The organism is Terrabacter tumescens (genome assembly GCF_014646815.1).
GTDB classification, from domain to species: domain Bacteria; phylum Actinomycetota; class Actinomycetes; order Actinomycetales; family Dermatophilaceae; genus Terrabacter; species Terrabacter tumescens.
The window spans coordinates 114,236-129,392 of the sequence record NZ_BMNZ01000008.1 but is presented as its reverse complement, the minus strand read 5'-3'; the positions used below and the strand labels follow the sequence as shown (position 1 = coordinate 129,392).

Here is a 15,157-nt window from a genome sequence, read left to right as displayed (position 1 = left end):
CGGAGGGTTGCTCACCCGCCGCAGTCTATGACGGCGGTCGCCGAAGAACCGCAGGCGACTGCTCGACCTCCATGCATCCACCGAGCACGTAGACGTCCGCGAGGATTGACGTTCCTGCCAGGGGTGCAACACTGCGGCATGAGCACCTATCCCTTGGCGCTTCAGACCCGGTCCGTCCACGTGGGCAGCGACACCGCGAAGCGCCTGCGGGTCTTCAACGCGGTCATGGGATTCCTGCATCTGGTGTCCGGCTTGGCCATGGTGGCGCTCAGCAACGACTTCACGCTGCCGGTGTCCACCTTTGCGCTGAACGGGCCGCCGGGCTCGCCGCTCTCTGAGGGCGTCACGAACCTCGTGTTCGACCTGCCACTGGGACCGGCAACGGCTTCGTTCCTGTTCCTGTCGGCGTTCTTCCACTTCCTGATCGCCTTGCCGTGGGGTTTCACCCGCTACATCGACGAGCTCTCGAAGGGTCGCAACCGGTTCCGCTGGGTGGAGTACAGCCTCTCCTCGACGCTGATGATCGTCCTCATCAGCCTGGTGCTGGGGATCTCCGACATCGCGGCACTCATCGGGCTCGGCATCGCCAACGTCTCGATGATCCTGTTCGGGTGGCTGATGGAGATGTCCAACAACGGTTTGATGCACGGCAAGGATGGGCATCCGGTTCGCGGGCAACGCGCCTGGTGGACGCCGTTCTGGTTCGGTTGCGTCGCCGGCGTCGGGCCTTGGCTGGCCTCCGCGGTCTACCTGATCGTCAACGTGGCCGTCAAGGACGGCCCCGGCCCGCCGGGATTCGTCTACGGGATCATCGTCTCGCTCTTCGTGTTCTTCAACAGCTTCGCCATCAACCAGTGGCTCCAGTACAGACAGGTCGGCCGCTGGCAGGACTACCTGACAGGTGAGCGCACCTACATCGTCCTCAGTCTCGTGGCGAAGAGCTTGCTGGCATGGCAGGTGTTCGCCAACGTGCTTGTCGGGTGAGCGTGGGGAGACTGTGGCCGGGTACCGGGTCCGACTCCGCGCGCCATCAGCTTCGCCCGTGACCCTGTCGTCGTTGCGCAGCGGCGCTCCCCAGTGGTCGCGTGACGCCATCCCCGTCACCATCGCCACCCAGGCGCTGGAGGGGCCGGACGGCAACCTCTACGTCGCGACGTACGGACGTGGGATCTACCGCACCGCGTCCTGATCGACGACCTGACCACCGTGGCGTGCCGGGCGGGCGTCGGGCCCTCGGCCCGGCCTCACCCGCGCGCCACGGTGGTGCGGCCGGGCACCCACTCCGACTCGAGCGCGCACACGACGAGGTCGGCGCGCTCCCACGGACGGTCCTGCGCGAGGAACGGCTCCTCGGCCGCCATCCACTCGTCCCAGAAGCGCTCCGCCTCGACCGTCGTGCGCCCCAGCTCGACGTCGCGACGCAGCCCGCGCTCGCGCGCCTCGTCACGGTCCGACTGCACCCAGACGACGGCATCGGCGTGCTCGGCCAGCGACGCGCGGCCCGCACCGACCCCCTCGAGGAGGAGCACGCGTACGCCATCGGGCACCGTCACCGACCCGTCGCGGCCCTGCGCGACCCAGCCGGGCGGGGTGTAGTCGATGCGCTCCCCGCGGCGCCACGGCTCGATGACGTGGGTGGTCGCGAGGTCGTCCCACGCGAAGGCGTCGTGGTGCCAGGCGAGGTCGTCGCTGTGCACGACGGCCCCGTCGAGCAGGGCCGCGATCCGCGCGGCGACGGTGGACTTGCCGGCGCCCGAGCGGCCGTCGACGAGCAGCACGCCACGTCCGTCGGACAGCAGCCTCGCGAGGAGCGCGGCGAGGTCGTCGTCGTCGACGCGGCGCCAGGGCCCGGCCTCGGTCTCGTCGGGGTGCAGTCGCATGGCGTGAGTATGCCGTCCGGCGCGGCTCACGCCGTCGGCTCGGGCTCGTGGGTGGTGACGATGTCGTTGGCCGCGGCCCAGGCGGTGATGTCGCGCTTCTCGATGGCGGTGGCCATGAGGTCGGGGAAGCGGTCGGGCGTGCACGCGAAGGCCGGCACCCCGACGGCTGCGAGCGCCGCGGCGTGGCCCGCGTCGAAGCTCGGCCGGCCGGAGTCGCTGAGCGCCAGCAGGGCGACCATCGTCGCCCCGGACGCCACGATCGAGGACGCCCGCCGCACCATCTCCTCGGCGATGCCGCCCTCGTAGAGGTCACTGATGAGCACGAGCACCGTCTCGCCGGGCTGCTCGATGAGGCCCTCGCAGTAGGCGAGCGCCTGGTTGATGTCGGTGCCGCCACCCAGCTGCACCCCGAAGAGCACGTCGACGGGGTCGTCGAGCTCGTCGGTCAGGTCGACGACGGCCGTGTCGAAAACGACGAGCTTGGTCTCGACCGACCGCAGCGAGGCGAGCACGGCGCCGAAGACGCTGGAGTAGACGACCGACTCGGCCATGGAGCCGGACTGGTCGATGCAGAGGATGATCCGTCGCTCGACGCGGTGCGCGCGCCGGGCGTGGCCGACGAGCCGCTCGGGCACGACGGTGCCGTGCTCGGGCTGGTAGTGCTTGAGGTTGGCCGCGATGGTGCGGTTCCAGTCGATGTCGGAGGCCTTGGGGCGGCGGGTCCTGGACGCCCGGTTGAGGGCGCCGGTGACGGCCTGGACCGTCTCGGCGCGCAGGCGCTCCTCGAGCTCGTCGGTGACGACCCGCACGACGGCGCGCGCGGTCGCCCGGGACCGCTCGGGGATGATGCGGTTCAGCCCGACGAGGGTCGCCACGAGGCCCACGTCGGGCTGCACCGCCTCCATGAGCTCGGGCTCGAGCAGGAGCTGGGTCAGGCCGAGGCGGTCCATCGCGTCGTGCTGCATGACCTGCACGACCGACGACGGGAAGTAGCCGCGGATGTCGCCGAGCCACCGCGCGACCTTGGGCGCGGAGGCGCCGAGTCCGCTGCGGCGCTCGCCGTCGTAGAGCTCGCGCAGGGCGTCGTCGCGCTTGAGGTCGTCGGCCTCGAGCGTGGCCGCCTCGCCGATGCCGTCGGACTGCTCGCCGCCGAGGACGAGCCGCCACCGGGTCAGCCGGTCGCGGTCGGTCATGACGCCACCTCCATCCCGAGCAGGCGCGCGACGGCCGCGATGGCCGGGGCGGCGCGGTCGAGGTCGAGCGAGTCCGTGGTGGGGGATGGCTGGAGCCGGCGCTCTGCGCCGGAATGCCGTCCGGTGGCCAGGTCGCGCAGGTGCGTCCCGATGAGGCGGCGTTCCGCGGGCTGGTAGCGCGAGAAGGTGCGGCGCACGAGCGGCAGGAGGTCCTCGAACGACTCCTCGGTGGCGCCGACGAGCCACTCGTCGATGATCGAGAGCAGGTCGTCGCCGTGGATGAGCAGCAGCGCCTCGCCCGTGAGGAAGCCGTCGAGCCAGGCGGCCGCCGCGGGGGCGGGCGTGCCGGGGGAGAGGCGGCGGCTCAGGCGCGCGGCCGCCTCGTCGTGGGTGAGCAGGCCGCCGTCGAGCAGGAGCCGGTTGACGCGCCCGGCGACGGCGCCGTGGATGGCCTCGTCGCGGCCGACCGTCACGAGCGCCTCGGACCACGGCTCGCGCAGGTCGTCGCGGTCGACGAGGGCCACCCCTCGGTGGGCCGCCTCGACCGCGGTCCGCATCGCGGCGGCGCTGTCGTCGTCGAGGCTGGAGCAGGCTGCCCGGAGCCCGACGGAGGCGCGCACGACGACGGTCTGCAGCACGTGGGTCACGTCGGCGACGTCGACGCCGCGGACGTCGCCGTAGCGGCAGGTGCGGGCGAGGGGCTCGACGGTCTCGAGCAGGGCCCGGGTGTCGTGCTGCTTGGCCGTGCGCTCGGCGAGAGCGGCGACGACGGCGCGCAGGCCCTCGGGCAGGTCGGCGAGCAGGCACTCCTCGATGAGCCGGCCGAGCACGCCGAGGTCGGCTGCCTCACGGGCCTCCTCGGCGATGCGGGACTCGGCCGCGGTGCGGACGGTCGTGCCGTAGAGGCTCGCCTCGATGACGGCGACGGCGAGCTCGGGCGTCCACTCGAGCTCCCACGCCTCCTTGAACGTGCCCATGGTGCGGCCCGCCTCGACCTGCGTGCCCCACGGCACGTCGAGCACCGCGAGGCGGTGCAGCAGCACCGAGCGGGCCAGCTGCGACTCGCGGCGCAGGTCGAGCTGGACGACGGTCGAGGTCGCGGAGGCCTTGAGCCGCAGCGACTTCTGCTGCCGGGCCAGGTCGCCGGCTAGCGGGACCATGGGGGTGGACTCCGGGACCCGGCCGAGCTCCTCGCCGATGACGAGGGTGCGGTCGACGAACCGCAGCGGGAGGTCGGCGCCCTCGGTGAGCACCGCGCGGGCGGCGTCGGTCAGCTCGGCCAGGCCGACGGACGGACGACCACGCACCGCTGCGAGCGCACCGGCCAGCCGGGTCGCCTCGACGACCGACGCCGTCGACGCGTCGAGGTTCTCGCCGCGCAGGGTCCGGGCGACCCGGACGAACCACGACGGCACGACGTCGTCGTCGGGGGTGACGAAGAGGTGGTGGTACCACCCCGGCGAGCGGACCCCGGCGCCGTAGCCACTGGCATACGACAGCCGTTCGGAGCTCCACGGCGCCCACGTCGCGGCGACCTTGATCCTGGGCAGCTTGCTCGTCAGGGCGTTGTCGCGGCTCACCGGCGGGAACGACGCCGGGTCGAGGGCCGGCGCGTGGTAGGCGCCGCAGACGACGGCGACGCGCTCGCGACCGGCGCGCATCTCGGCCCGGATCACCTTGCGCATGAACGCTTCTCGTCGGGCGTCGTCGTCGACCTCGAGGTCTCCACGGACACCGTGCATCGCCTCGCGCAGGTGCGCGAAGTGCGTCAGCGAGGACGTGCGGCGGTGCTCGACAGCGTCCTCCCACCAGCGCTCGGGGTCGTCGTAGCCGGCGGCCGAGGCGAGGGCCGTGATCGGGTCGACCCGCCGACCCGGGCGGCGAGGCGCCTCCTCGCCGTCGCTGTCGGCGAGGTGGTGCGTCGCGGGCAGGTCGGCGAAGCGGACGTCGACGCCGTGCTCGAGCGCCCACCGCAGGGCGACCCACTCGGGTGAGAAGACCGCGAACGGGTAGAAGGCGGCGCGCCGCGGCTCGTCGACGGCATAGACGAGGCCGGCCACCGGCGGCACGAGGTCGGGGTCGGCCGCGAGCGGGACGAGGGCGTCGAGCTCGGGCGGCCCCTCGATGACGACGACGTCGGGCTGCAGCTCGTCGAGGGCGCGCGCGACCGATCGCGCGGAGCCCGGTCCGTGGTGCCGGACGCCCAGCACCTCCACCTGGGTCATGTCAGCCCAGCTCGCGGCACGCGCGGTAGAGGTCGGTCCACTCGGTGCGGTCCTTGACCACGGTCTCGAGGTACTCCTGCCAGACGATCCGGTCCTGGACCGGGTCCTTGACGACAGCCCCGACGAGGCCGGCCGCGACGTCGTCGGCACGGACCACGCCGTCGCCGAAGTGGGCCGCGAGCGACAGGCCGTTGGTCATGACCGAGATGGCCTCGGCCGTCGAGAGGGTGGCCGACGGCGACTTCACCGTCGTGCGCTGGTCGGCCGTGACGCCCGACCGCAGCTCGCGGAAGATCGTGACGACGCGCTCGATCTCCGCGAGCGACTCGAGCCCGGGCGGCAGCTCGAGCGAGCGGCCGAGGGAGTCGACGCGGGTGCGCACGATCTCGACCTCCTGCTCGAGGGAGTCGGGCAGCGGCAGCACGAGCGTGTTGAAGCGGCGCTTGAGCGCCGACGACAGGTCGTTGACGCCCTTGTCGCGGTTGTTGGCCGTGGCGATGACGTTGAAGCCCTGCTGCGCCTGCACCTCGGAGTCGAGCTCGGGGATCGGCAGGTGCTTCTCCGACAGCACCGTGATGAGGGCGTCCTGGACGTCGGCCGGGATGCGCGTCAGCTCCTCGATGCGCACGAGCGAGCCCGTCTCCATGGCGCGCATGACCGGGCTCGGCACGAGAGCGCCACGCGTCGGGCCCTCGGCGAGCAGCCGCGCGTAGTTCCAGCCGTAGCGCAGCGACTCCTCGGGCGTGCCGGCCGTGCCCTGGACGACGAGCGTCGACGACCCGCTGACAGCGGCCGCGAGGTGCTCGCTGACCCACGTCTTGGCCGTGCCGGGCACTCCGAGCAGCAGCAGGGCCCGGTCGGTGGCGAGCGAGGCGACGGCGACCTCCATGAGCCGGCGCGACCCGAGGTACTTCGGCGTGATCTCGGTGCCGTCGTCGAGCGTGCCGCCGAGGAGGTAGGTCGTGACGGCCCAGGGCGACATCCGCCAGCGTGGTGGACGCGGTCGGTCGTCGCTGGCCGCGAGCGCGGCCAGCTCGGCGGCATACGCGTTCTCGGCGTGGGCGCGCAGGACCGTGGTGGCAGAAGGTGATTCGCTCATCTGAAGGCCTCGGTGATCGATCGCTTGACGGAGTGGAACTGGAGCAGGTTGCGCAGGTTGGTCGTCAGGGTCTGGTCGGCGCCGGTGGACTCGATCCAGCGCTCGAGCGGGTCGAGGGCCGCCGGGTGCAGCCCGGCGAGCAGGTGCGGCATCGAGGCCATCACCATGGCGGAGCCGAACCTGGACGCCCGCAGCCGGGAGACGAGCGCGACGCTGAAGTCCGGCGACCACGGCGCGTCGACCGAGCCGACGACCGAGCCGATCTCGTGCACCCGTTCGGTCGTGGCGTCGACCCGCTGGAGCACGATGCGCTCGCGGCGCTCCCGGGGCAGGGCGGGCACGAGCGTGGCGTCCCAGCCCCGCTCGAGCAGCGCTGCCGCCCACTCGGGGTCGCGCCGGGCCTGCACCGCACGGCGTATGCCGGCCAGCGCGTCCGTCGCCTGCGCGTCGGTGAGCCTCTTGACCGTCGCGGACGGGTCGGCGCCGGTCAGCTCGGCCCAGACCTCGAGGGGCGCGCCGGCGCAGAGCTGCTCGAGCCACCAGCCGCGGGCGGAGCGACGCGGCGGGGGCTTGCCGAGGCCGTCGCGGACGCCGGCCGGGTCGGGCTCGTCGGGCAGGGTGACCTCCACGCCACGGCCGAGCAGTCCGGTGCGTCGGACGAGAGGGCGCAGGCGCTCGGCCATCCGCGCGGCGCGCGCCGAGCCGGGCAGGACGTCGAGCAGCTCTGTCGAGATCTCGCGTACGGTGCCGGCGCGGTCGTCGAGCGCCGCCTCGAGCAGCGGCTCGTCGTCGGGGCCCAGGCCGATGCGCAGCGTCTCGAGGTGCGAGCGCCGGTCTCGTGCGGAGTCGCTCGCCCACGTCGAGCTGATGAGCTCCCGTGCCGCGGCTGGGTCGTGCGCGCGGACGGAGGACAGCACGGCGACCCGGTCGGTCGAGGGCAGGCGCCCCCACTCGTCGGCCGGGGGCGCGATGCCGGCGGCGCGTGACGCGCTGCGCGCCTCGGCGCCCGCAGCGGCATCGGTCACCCACGACCAGTCCTCGCGCAGGCCCGCGAGCCACCGGCCGCGCTCGTCGAGCACAGCAGCCGTCGGGCGCCGCAGCTCGCGCGACCCCGTGGCGAGGGTCAGCAGGGTCGGGACGAGCACGTGCGGCACGCGGCAGCCCGCGTCGTCCGCGGCGCGCAGCCAGTGGGCGAGCAGGCCCGTGCGCTGCGCGGCGCCGGCGGGTGGCTGGGTGAGGACGAGCTCGAGCAGCTGGACGGCCCGCCTCGGGGCCTCGGCCCGCTGGTCGTCGGGTGCGGCCTCCGGAGGCTCGGCGTGGTCGAGCCTGCGTCCGGCGCGCAGCGCGGCCCCGCCGAGGGCGGCGGCGTCGAGGAGCGCCTCCTCGCGCGGCTGACCCGCCGGACGAGCCTGCACTCCTGACGGCCCGAGGTCGGGCAGCGGCGGCACCGGGCGCCGGGCCGTGCCGACGACCGCCGCGTTGCCGACGTCACGCCACCACGTGTCGAGGTCGCTCACAGGCCCACGACCTCGCCGTCCCCGTCGCCGGAGCCGCCACCGTCGCCGGCCACGACGACGGTGAGCGGCCGCAGCCGCGACTCCTCGAGCTCGCCGAAGACACGTGCCGGCCGGCCACCGGTCAGGGCGAGCAGCGGCCAGACGTCGGCGTCGTCGGTGAGCCGCACGCTCGCGCCGTCGGCGTCGACGACCCGGTCGACACCGACACGCACGTCGGCGAGGACGACGGGCACCCGGCGCGCCCACGGGTTGCGCCCCCACGCCTGCGCAGCCGCGGACCGGGCCTCCTCGAGGGACGCGCCGGACGGCATACGCCCTCGGTCGTCGGCGACAGCCGGCTCGTCGACGAAGAGCGCACGGCGCACGGCGGCGCCGGGGTAGCGGGCGAGGGTCGCGTCGAGGCTCGAGCCGACGACGCGTGCGACGGGCAGCACCTGACCGCCCGCGGCGAAGTCGAGGACCTGCACGATCTCGCCGGAGGCGTTGCCGCGCAACCAGGTCCGTTGCTGCTGGAGACGTCCGTCGTCGCTGCGGTGCGCGCCGAGGACGAGCCACCGGTCGGTCACGGCGTCGGCCCGGCGCACCGACTCGGTGCTCGTCGACCAGCCGAGGTAGGCGCGCAGGTCGCCGAGCTGGTCCTCGCCGAGCGACTCCCGCGCAGACCACGCCCGAGTCGCCGTCCACCAGCGGCCGAGCGCCACGAGCAGCCGCTCGGCCCAGTCGGGTCGACCGCTCACCGCGCCGCCGACCGAGCGAACGTCGTCGGCGAGCCCGGGCAGCTGCGCGTCGACGAGGCGAGCCGCGGTGCCGTCCCACCACGCATAGGACTGCTGCCGCGCGGAGGCCGTGCCGCTGCGCGCGAGGTCGGTGAGCCAGCGGGCGAAGTCGTCCATGCCGCCGTCCATGAGGGCGAGCCGCTCCTCGAGCCGCTTGGCGGCCGCGGCGGGGTCGGGCGTCCGCGTCGACTTGGCCGCGTCACCCGCGGCCTTCGCCTCGGCGCGGGCCGAGCGCTCGGACGCCCACTCCTGCGCGAAGCCGGCCGCCTCGTCGGCGTCGGCCACCGAGCCCGACCCGTCGACCCAGAGGAGCAGCAGCGCGAGCCCGTGCTTGCACGGGAACTTGCGGCTCGGGCACGAGCAGCGGAACGCCGGGCCGATGAGGTCGATGCTCACCTGGTAGGGCGTCTTGCCCGAGCCCTGGCACTTGCCCCACAGCAGGGTCGGCGTCGACCCGGTGTCGGACCACGGGCCCGGCCGCGCGAGCCGGCGGGCAGCCGTCAGCGACGAGGCGTCGGGGGCCAGGCCGGCCACCTGCTGGGCAGTCCATCGCGTCATGACTCGCACATCATGGCCGACGCCTCCCACAACGGGGGCCGGACGGGCGTATGCCGTGTCGCCCGGTCCTCGGGTGCGCTCGGGCGCGCTCAGCCCTCGGTCTCGTGCAGCAGACGCTCCACGTGGTCGATGACGTAGCTCCGCTCGAACCTGCGGTGGCCACCTGCCGTCCGGGTGCACGGCAGCAGGCCGACGCGAGCCCAGCGGGTGATGGTCGCGGGCGACACCCGGAAGATCTCGGCGACCTCGTGCGGCGCCATGAGATCAGGGTCGTGCCCCTGCGTCGACGACTGCGTCCTTGCCATCGTGTTCTCCCCCGAGAATCCGCGCCCCCTTGACGCTCTCCCACCAGTCTGACCCAAGTTCCGCCGCCGTGGCGCCCGGAGCTCCTCGCAGATTTCGAGCGCGCCTTCCGAGGAGCCCGGGACCGGGTGATGATGTCTCGGTGACCGATCTCGCCGCAGCCCATGTCCTCGTCCTCGGCGCGACAGGTGGCCTCGGCGGAGCGATCGCCAGACGGCTCGTCGCCTCGGGCGCCCGGGTGACGCTGTCCGGCCGGGACGAGCCACGGCTGACGGCGCTCGCCGACGAGCTCGGCAGTGCCGTCGTCACGACGGTGGTCACCGACCTGACGAAGCCCGACGGACCCGCCTCGGTCGTGAGCGCCGCCACCGAGGCCGCGCCGCTCACGGGCGTCGTCAACGCGGCCGGCGTCGTCGCGTTCGGTGCCGTCGAGGACCTCGACGACGACGCGCTCGACGAGGTGCTGCTCCTCGACCTCGTCGCGCCGATCCGCCTGGCCCGGGCCGCGCTCGGCATCATCCCGGAGGGTGGCTTCCTCGCCCAGGTCAGCGCCGTCGTCGCCGAGAAGGCGATGCCGGGCATGGCCGCCTACAGCGCCGCCAAGGCGGGGCTCACGGCCTTCGACGCGGCGCTCGCGACGGAGCTGCGCCGCCGCCGCATCCGCGTGCTCGACGTGCGCCCGCCGCACACCGAGACCGGGCTCGCGACCCGTCCGGTCGCCGGCGAGGCGCCCCGGCTGCCGCAGGGCCTCGACCCCGAGGCCGTCGCCGAGCGCGTCGTGCGGGCCCTCGCCGACGACGAGCGCGACCTGCCGTCGACGGCCTTCACAGCCTGACGCCGGAGGCCCGCAGCAGATGGGTGAGGTCGGGCGCGAGCTGCCGCGCGTACTGCACCGACGTGTGGAGGTAGTCGCCCTTGAGCACCGTGCCGGTCGTGGTCGTGAAGATCGGGCAGCGGTCGTCGACGCAGTACCAGTGCGTCGTGTCGACGAAGACCGCGTGCTGCACCTTCTTCTCGACGTCGCGGGTGCGCGCCCACCACGTCGGTATGCCGGTGACGCACCTTCCCGGCGAGCCGCCCGGTCGGTAGCAGTCGAGGAAGGCGACGCCCGGCATCGACGGCGCGACGATGACGACGGTGCCGACGCTGCCGCGCACCGAGTCGACGAACCTCTGGTCGGCGGCGAGCCACTCCCTCGCCGACGCCGCCCCCTTGGCGCCGGACTTGAGCCGCACCGCCCACGAGTACGTCTCGGTCATGATGAGCACCTTCGGCCTCACCCGCCGCACGTAGTCCAGGACCATCTTCCGGTGGTTGACGCACGGGACCGCCCACTCGTCCTTGCCGTAGTTCGCGTCGACGCCGTTGACGGCGCACGCGATCTTCGTCATCCCGCGCACCTTGTAGCGCGCGCCGTACGCCTTCTCGACCGTCGCGAGGAGCGGGAAGCCGATCGAGTCGCCGTAGACGATGATCTCGGGCCCGGCGCGGTTGCCGAACGTGCACGACTCGGGGTCCGCGGCACCGGTCGCGGTGCACGCGCTCATCGCGGCCCGCTGGTCTGCGGTCGTCTGCCACTGGTCCGGTGACGGGTTGAGGTCGGCGGGCCACGAGCTGGAGGCGAGCGCGCCGCGTAGTCCGTCCTGGATGCGGGTTCCCGTGGCGCCCAAGGGGATGGGAGTCCATCCGGTCGGCGTCGGTGTCTGGGTCGGTGTCGGCGTGGGTGCGGCGGACAGGCTCGGCGGCGACGGGGTAGACGTCGCCTCGGGCGTGGCCGGCGCCTCAGTCGTCTCGGGGGCCTCGCCGACCGGGGGCGGCACCGCGCCGTCGGGCTCCGCGGCCGCCACGACCGTCCCGCCCGAGAAGAGGTCGGGCCGCGCGGCCGCTGCGCCTCCGACGCCGGCGACGAGCAGCACGAGCGCCACGGCCGCGGCGAGCACCCCGCGCCGTCGCACGCGGGGCGCGTCGAGGATCGGGCGCTCGACGAGGTGGTGCGAGATGGCGGCGAGGGCCAGGGTGCCGACGAGCACGACCGCCGTGGTGGCGGCGCCCGTCGTCGCGAGCACCGCGGGCGCGAGCACGACGAGCGGGAAGTGCCACAGGTAGAGCCCGTAGGAGATGTCGCCGACGTAGCCGCTCACCCGGTTCGTCAGCACCACCGCTCCCGGGACGGGCGCACCGATGCCGGCGACGAGCACCAGGGCCGTCCCTGCCGCCGCCCAGAGCGCCGCCGGCCACGGGCTGCCCGTGTCCGGGGAGACGAGGACGTATGCCGTCACGAGCGTCGCGAGCCCCGCCCACGACAGCGCGGTGCGGGCTGCAAGGCGCAGTCGCACGGCATTCCGGCGCTGAGCGCCGGCTCCAGCAGGCAGGGTGGCGAGGGCGGCGCCGAGCGTGAGCTCCCACGCGCGCGTCAGCGTCGAGTAGTAGGCGGTCGTCGGGTCCGACGTGCTCTGGAGGGCGGCCCAGACGAGGGAGGCGGCGCCGACGGCGACGGCCAGCGCGGCGACCGCGGCCCGGTGACGGCGCACACCACCGGCGACGGCGACGGCCAGCACGACGAGGAGCGGCCACGCGAGGTAGAACTGCTCCTCGACGCCGAGCGACCAGTAGTGGAGCAGGGGCGACGGCGCCGAGCCCGTGTCGAAGTAGCTGTCGGCACGCGCGGCGTAGTGCCAGTTCGCGGCGAAGAGCGTCGCCCAGAGCGCGTCGGCGCGGACGGACGCGACCTTGGCCCCCGCCCAGGCCCACGGCGCGACCACGACCACGGCGGCGATGACGACGAGCGCGAGCGGCAGGATGCGCCGTGCCCGTCGGATCCAGAAGGCGCGCAGGGAGATCCGGCCCGTCCGGTCCCGTTCGCGCAGGAGCACCCCGGTGATGACGAAGCCGGACACGACGAAGAAGGCGTCGACCCCGAGGTAGCCGCCGCCGGGCCAGCCGAAGACGTGGAAGGCGATGACGGCGAGCACTGCCACGGCCCGCAGGCCCTGGATGTCCGCCCTACGTGGTCCCCCCACCGGACCGTCGGTCATGCGGGACAGCATGCACCGCGCCGGGTCCCGTCGGAGGCGTAACGGCGGCACGAGCGGGGGAGCGGGCGGGCAGCACCGCGAGGGCGAGCCCGGCAGCGAGGACCGCGAGCGCGACGACGGCTCCGACCACCGCACCCCATCCCGGGCCCGACCATGCGTAGCCGAGCAGCCACCCGACGAGCGCGGATCCGCTGTAGTAGCAGACGTTGTAGAGCGCCGTCGCCTGCGCGCGCCCGGTCGTGGCGCGCGCGCCGACCCACGCCGAGGCCGTCGCGTGCGCCGCGAAGAAGCCGGCCGTGAGCACGAGCAGGCCGCCCACGACCACGGGCAGCGCGCTCGAGAGGGTGAGCAGGGAGCCTGCGGCCATGGTCGTCGTGCCCGCGACGAGCACGCGCCGCCGTCCGAGACGCGGCACCCAGCGGCCGGTCAGTCGCGAGCTGACGGTGCCCGCGGCATACGCGGCGAAGATCAGCGACCCGACCGTCGCGGGCAGCCCGAACTCCGGCCCCTCGAGGCGGAAGGCGAGGTAGTTGTAGACCGCGACGAAGCCGCCCATGAGCAGCGCGCCCTGGGCGTAGAGCGCGAGCAGCGCGGGGTCGCGCACGCTGGTGCGTATGCCGTCCGCGACCGTGCGCACGGTCGCCGCGGTCGTCGGTCGGTAGCCACGTGGACGGGGCATGAGGCGCAGGAAGACGATCGAGGCGATCGCGCACACGGCAGCGACGGTGAGCAGCGCAGGACGCCAGCCCACGATGCCGGCGAGCGGTCCGGCGATGAGCCGACCGGCGGCGCCGCCGATCGTCGTGCCGGAGATGTAGGCCGCGGCGGCCGCAGCCGTGTGCCGCGCATGGACCTCGTCGTGCAGGTAGGTGACCGCGAGGGCGGGCAGGCCACCGAGCGCCATGCCTTCGACGAGGCGCAGCGCGAGGAGCGCTTCGATGCCCGGGGCGAGGACGACGAGGACACCGAGCACGGTCGAGGCGATGATGGCGACCTGCATGGCGCGCAGGCGGCCGACCCGGTCGGCGACCCACGACCAGGGCAGCACGGCGAGCGCGACGCCGAGGGTCGCGAGCGAGACGGACAGGGCCGCGTCGGCGGGGCTCACCTCGAGGCCGCGCGCGAGCGTCGGGAGCAGGCCCTGTGGCGAATAGAGCTGGGCGAAGGTCGCGACGCCGGCCGCCCCGAGCCCGACGAGGATGCGGCGGTACTCGCGGCTCGCGGGGAGGTGTCCGGCCCAGGTCATGCGCTCGACGCTAGGTCGGCGCGACGCATCGCACCAATGCATGTCAGGGCCCCGACTCATACGATCAGCGCATGAGACCTGCCGAGTTCCGGGCCGTCGTGCAGCTGCTGCCGGTCTTCGTCGTCGTCGCCGAGGTCGGCCAGGTGACGACGGCCGCCGCGGTGCTCGGCATGCCGCAGCCCACCGTCAGCCGGGCCCTCGCCCGGCTCGGGGAGCTCCTCGGCACGCCCGTCGTCGAGCGCGACGGGCGCGGGATCGCGCTGACGGCGGCCGGCCGCGCCCTGCTGCCCTTCGCCCAGGAGGGTGTCGGCGCCCTCGAGCGCGGGGTCGACGTCGTGACGCGCTCGAGCGTCGTCGGGCACGGCACCGTGAGCCTGTCGTTCCAGACCCTGCTCGGCGAGGCCGTCGTCCCGGCCCTGATCCGGCGGTTCCGCGACCGGTTCCCGGGCGTGCGGTTCGAGCTCGCGCAGGGCTCGCGGCAGAAGGCGCTCGACGACTTCGAAGCCGGCCGCTGCACCGTCGCGCTCGTCGCCTCCCCGCCGGAGGTCGCCGGAGCCTCGACGACCGTGCTCTACGACGAGCCCCTCGTCGTGGCCGTCCACCGCTCGCACCCCGTCGCGGGCTCCGGCTCGGTCTCGGTCGAGCGGCTCGCCACCGTCGCCCGGGACGAGCTCATCGTGCTCAAGACCGGCTTCGGCCTGCGCGGTCGCGTCGAGGAGATCTACGCCGACGCGGGAGTGCCGCTGCGCGTCGGCTTCGAGGCCGAGGACGTCCACACCGCAAGGGGACTCGTCGGCGCCGGGCTGGGCGTGGCCATCCTGCCGGCCTTCGCGCCAGAGGGTGACGTCGTGCCGGTCGGGCTCGACCACCCGCAGGCGCTGCGGACCATCGGCGCGATGGTGCGCAACCCCGCCCACGACCCGACGGTGGCGGCCTTCGAGGAGTTCGTGACCCGCTCGGGCCGGTCGGTCGCGCTGGCGGCGCTCAGCCGGCCATCGTGATGACGAGGGCGATGAGGCCACCGACGAGCAGCGCCGCGCCGGCGATGCCCGCGATGACGAGGCCGAGGCGTGCGTCGCGCCCCTTGCGCCCGCTGCCCTCCATGAGCCCCGACCCGAGCGGCTCGACCTGGTCCGCGGACTCGACGGACTCGACGGGCTCGACCTGCTCGACGGGCGCGACCTGCTCGATGCGGTCCGGGTGTCCGGTCGGTCCTGCGGTCATGAGGGCTCCATCGGTCGGGTCCTGCGGATCACGGTGCGTGGGCACGGCAAACGAGCCTATCGCCGCAGGGGTCACGCAGCGCGGGCGGTGGCCCGGCAGGG

Annotated in this window: 14 protein-coding genes; 4 read left to right on the top strand and 10 right to left on the bottom strand. The window is 74.0% G+C overall.

All coding sequences use genetic code 11. The features are described 5' to 3' along the window. Window positions 1-138 precede the first annotated feature (138 nt). Window positions 139-984 (top strand): heliorhodopsin HeR, encoded by an 846-nt coding sequence (gene heR, locus IEY30_RS18905; RefSeq protein WP_030202394.1) that lies wholly within the window; start codon window positions 139-141, stop codon window positions 982-984. Window positions 985-1,042: 58 nt separating this feature from the next. Next, window positions 1,043-1,189: a hypothetical protein gene (locus tag IEY30_RS18900; protein WP_156035466.1), complete on the top strand. Its 147-nt coding sequence runs from the start codon at window positions 1,043-1,045 to the stop codon at window positions 1,187-1,189. 55 nt (window positions 1,190-1,244) lie between these two features. Here the strand turns inward: IEY30_RS18900 and IEY30_RS18895 are convergent, their stop codons facing one another. The 7 genes from IEY30_RS18895 to IEY30_RS18865 all read right to left on the bottom strand — a co-directional run bounded on the left by IEY30_RS18895 (window position 1,245) and on the right by IEY30_RS18865 (window position 9,553). Further along, window positions 1,245-1,880: a uridine kinase family protein gene (locus tag IEY30_RS18895; protein ID WP_156035467.1), complete on the bottom strand. Its 636-nt coding sequence runs from the start codon at window positions 1,878-1,880 to the stop codon at window positions 1,245-1,247. A 26-nt stretch (window positions 1,881-1,906) separates the two neighbouring features. Beyond that, window positions 1,907-3,073 (bottom strand): VWA domain-containing protein, encoded by a 1,167-nt coding sequence (locus tag IEY30_RS18890; RefSeq protein ID WP_030202398.1) that lies wholly within the window; start codon window positions 3,071-3,073, stop codon window positions 1,907-1,909. Next, a complete protein-coding gene (locus IEY30_RS18885) occupies window positions 3,070-5,298 on the bottom strand; it encodes a DUF5682 family protein (protein ID WP_030202402.1) in 2,229 nt (742 codons plus the stop codon). Before IEY30_RS18885 ends, IEY30_RS18890 begins: the two co-directional genes overlap by 4 nt. Window position 5,299: 1 nt before the next feature. Continuing rightward, a complete protein-coding gene (locus IEY30_RS18880; protein ID WP_030202405.1) occupies window positions 5,300-6,397 on the bottom strand; it encodes an ATP-binding protein in 1,098 nt (365 codons plus the stop codon). After that, on the bottom strand, window positions 6,394-7,914 hold the full coding sequence (locus IEY30_RS18875) for a DUF5691 domain-containing protein (RefSeq protein WP_052358922.1): 1,521 nt from the start codon (window positions 7,912-7,914) through the stop codon (window positions 6,394-6,396). The genes IEY30_RS18880 and IEY30_RS18875 overlap by 4 nt, the downstream gene beginning before the upstream one ends. Further along, entirely contained in the window at window positions 7,911-9,248 is a 1,338-nt protein-coding gene (locus IEY30_RS18870) for an SWIM zinc finger family protein (protein WP_030202414.1), read from the bottom strand. The genes IEY30_RS18875 and IEY30_RS18870 overlap by 4 nt, the downstream gene beginning before the upstream one ends. 89 nt (window positions 9,249-9,337) lie before the next feature. Beyond that, complete coding sequence (locus tag IEY30_RS18865; RefSeq protein ID WP_043417305.1) at window positions 9,338-9,553, bottom strand: MerR family transcriptional regulator; 216 nt, start codon at window positions 9,551-9,553, stop codon at window positions 9,338-9,340. 140 nt (window positions 9,554-9,693) lie between these two features. Here IEY30_RS18865 and IEY30_RS18860 point away from each other — a divergent pair, with 140 nt between their 5' ends. Next, entirely contained in the window at window positions 9,694-10,386 is a 693-nt protein-coding gene (locus IEY30_RS18860) for an SDR family NAD(P)-dependent oxidoreductase (RefSeq protein ID WP_030202416.1), read from the top strand. Here the strand turns inward: IEY30_RS18860 and IEY30_RS18855 are convergent. Together IEY30_RS18855 and IEY30_RS18850 are read right to left on the bottom strand one after the other, a co-directional pair. Further along, the gene (locus tag IEY30_RS18855; RefSeq protein WP_162181026.1) at window positions 10,376-12,586 is read right to left on the bottom strand and encodes an acyltransferase family protein; all 2,211 of its coding nucleotides are present in this window, start codon (window positions 12,584-12,586) and stop codon (window positions 10,376-10,378) included. The two genes, IEY30_RS18860 and IEY30_RS18855, sit on opposite strands and share 11 nt — an antisense overlap. Further along, entirely contained in the window at window positions 12,555-13,832 is a 1,278-nt protein-coding gene (locus IEY30_RS18850) for an MFS transporter (RefSeq protein WP_030202428.1), read from the bottom strand. The genes IEY30_RS18855 and IEY30_RS18850 overlap by 32 nt, the downstream gene beginning before the upstream one ends. A 71-nt stretch (window positions 13,833-13,903) precedes the next feature. On the opposite strand from IEY30_RS18850, the gene IEY30_RS18845 reads away from it, so the two are divergent. Next, window positions 13,904-14,833, top strand: a complete 930-nt coding sequence (locus IEY30_RS18845) for a LysR family transcriptional regulator (protein WP_043417306.1) — start codon at window positions 13,904-13,906, stop codon at window positions 14,831-14,833. Here IEY30_RS18845 and IEY30_RS18840 read toward each other — a convergent pair. Next, window positions 14,817-15,056, bottom strand: coding sequence for a hypothetical protein (locus tag IEY30_RS18840; protein WP_030202433.1), 240 nt, complete (start codon window positions 15,054-15,056; stop codon window positions 14,817-14,819). The two genes, IEY30_RS18845 and IEY30_RS18840, sit on opposite strands and share 17 nt — an antisense overlap. Between the last annotated feature and the right edge of the window lie 101 nt (window positions 15,057-15,157).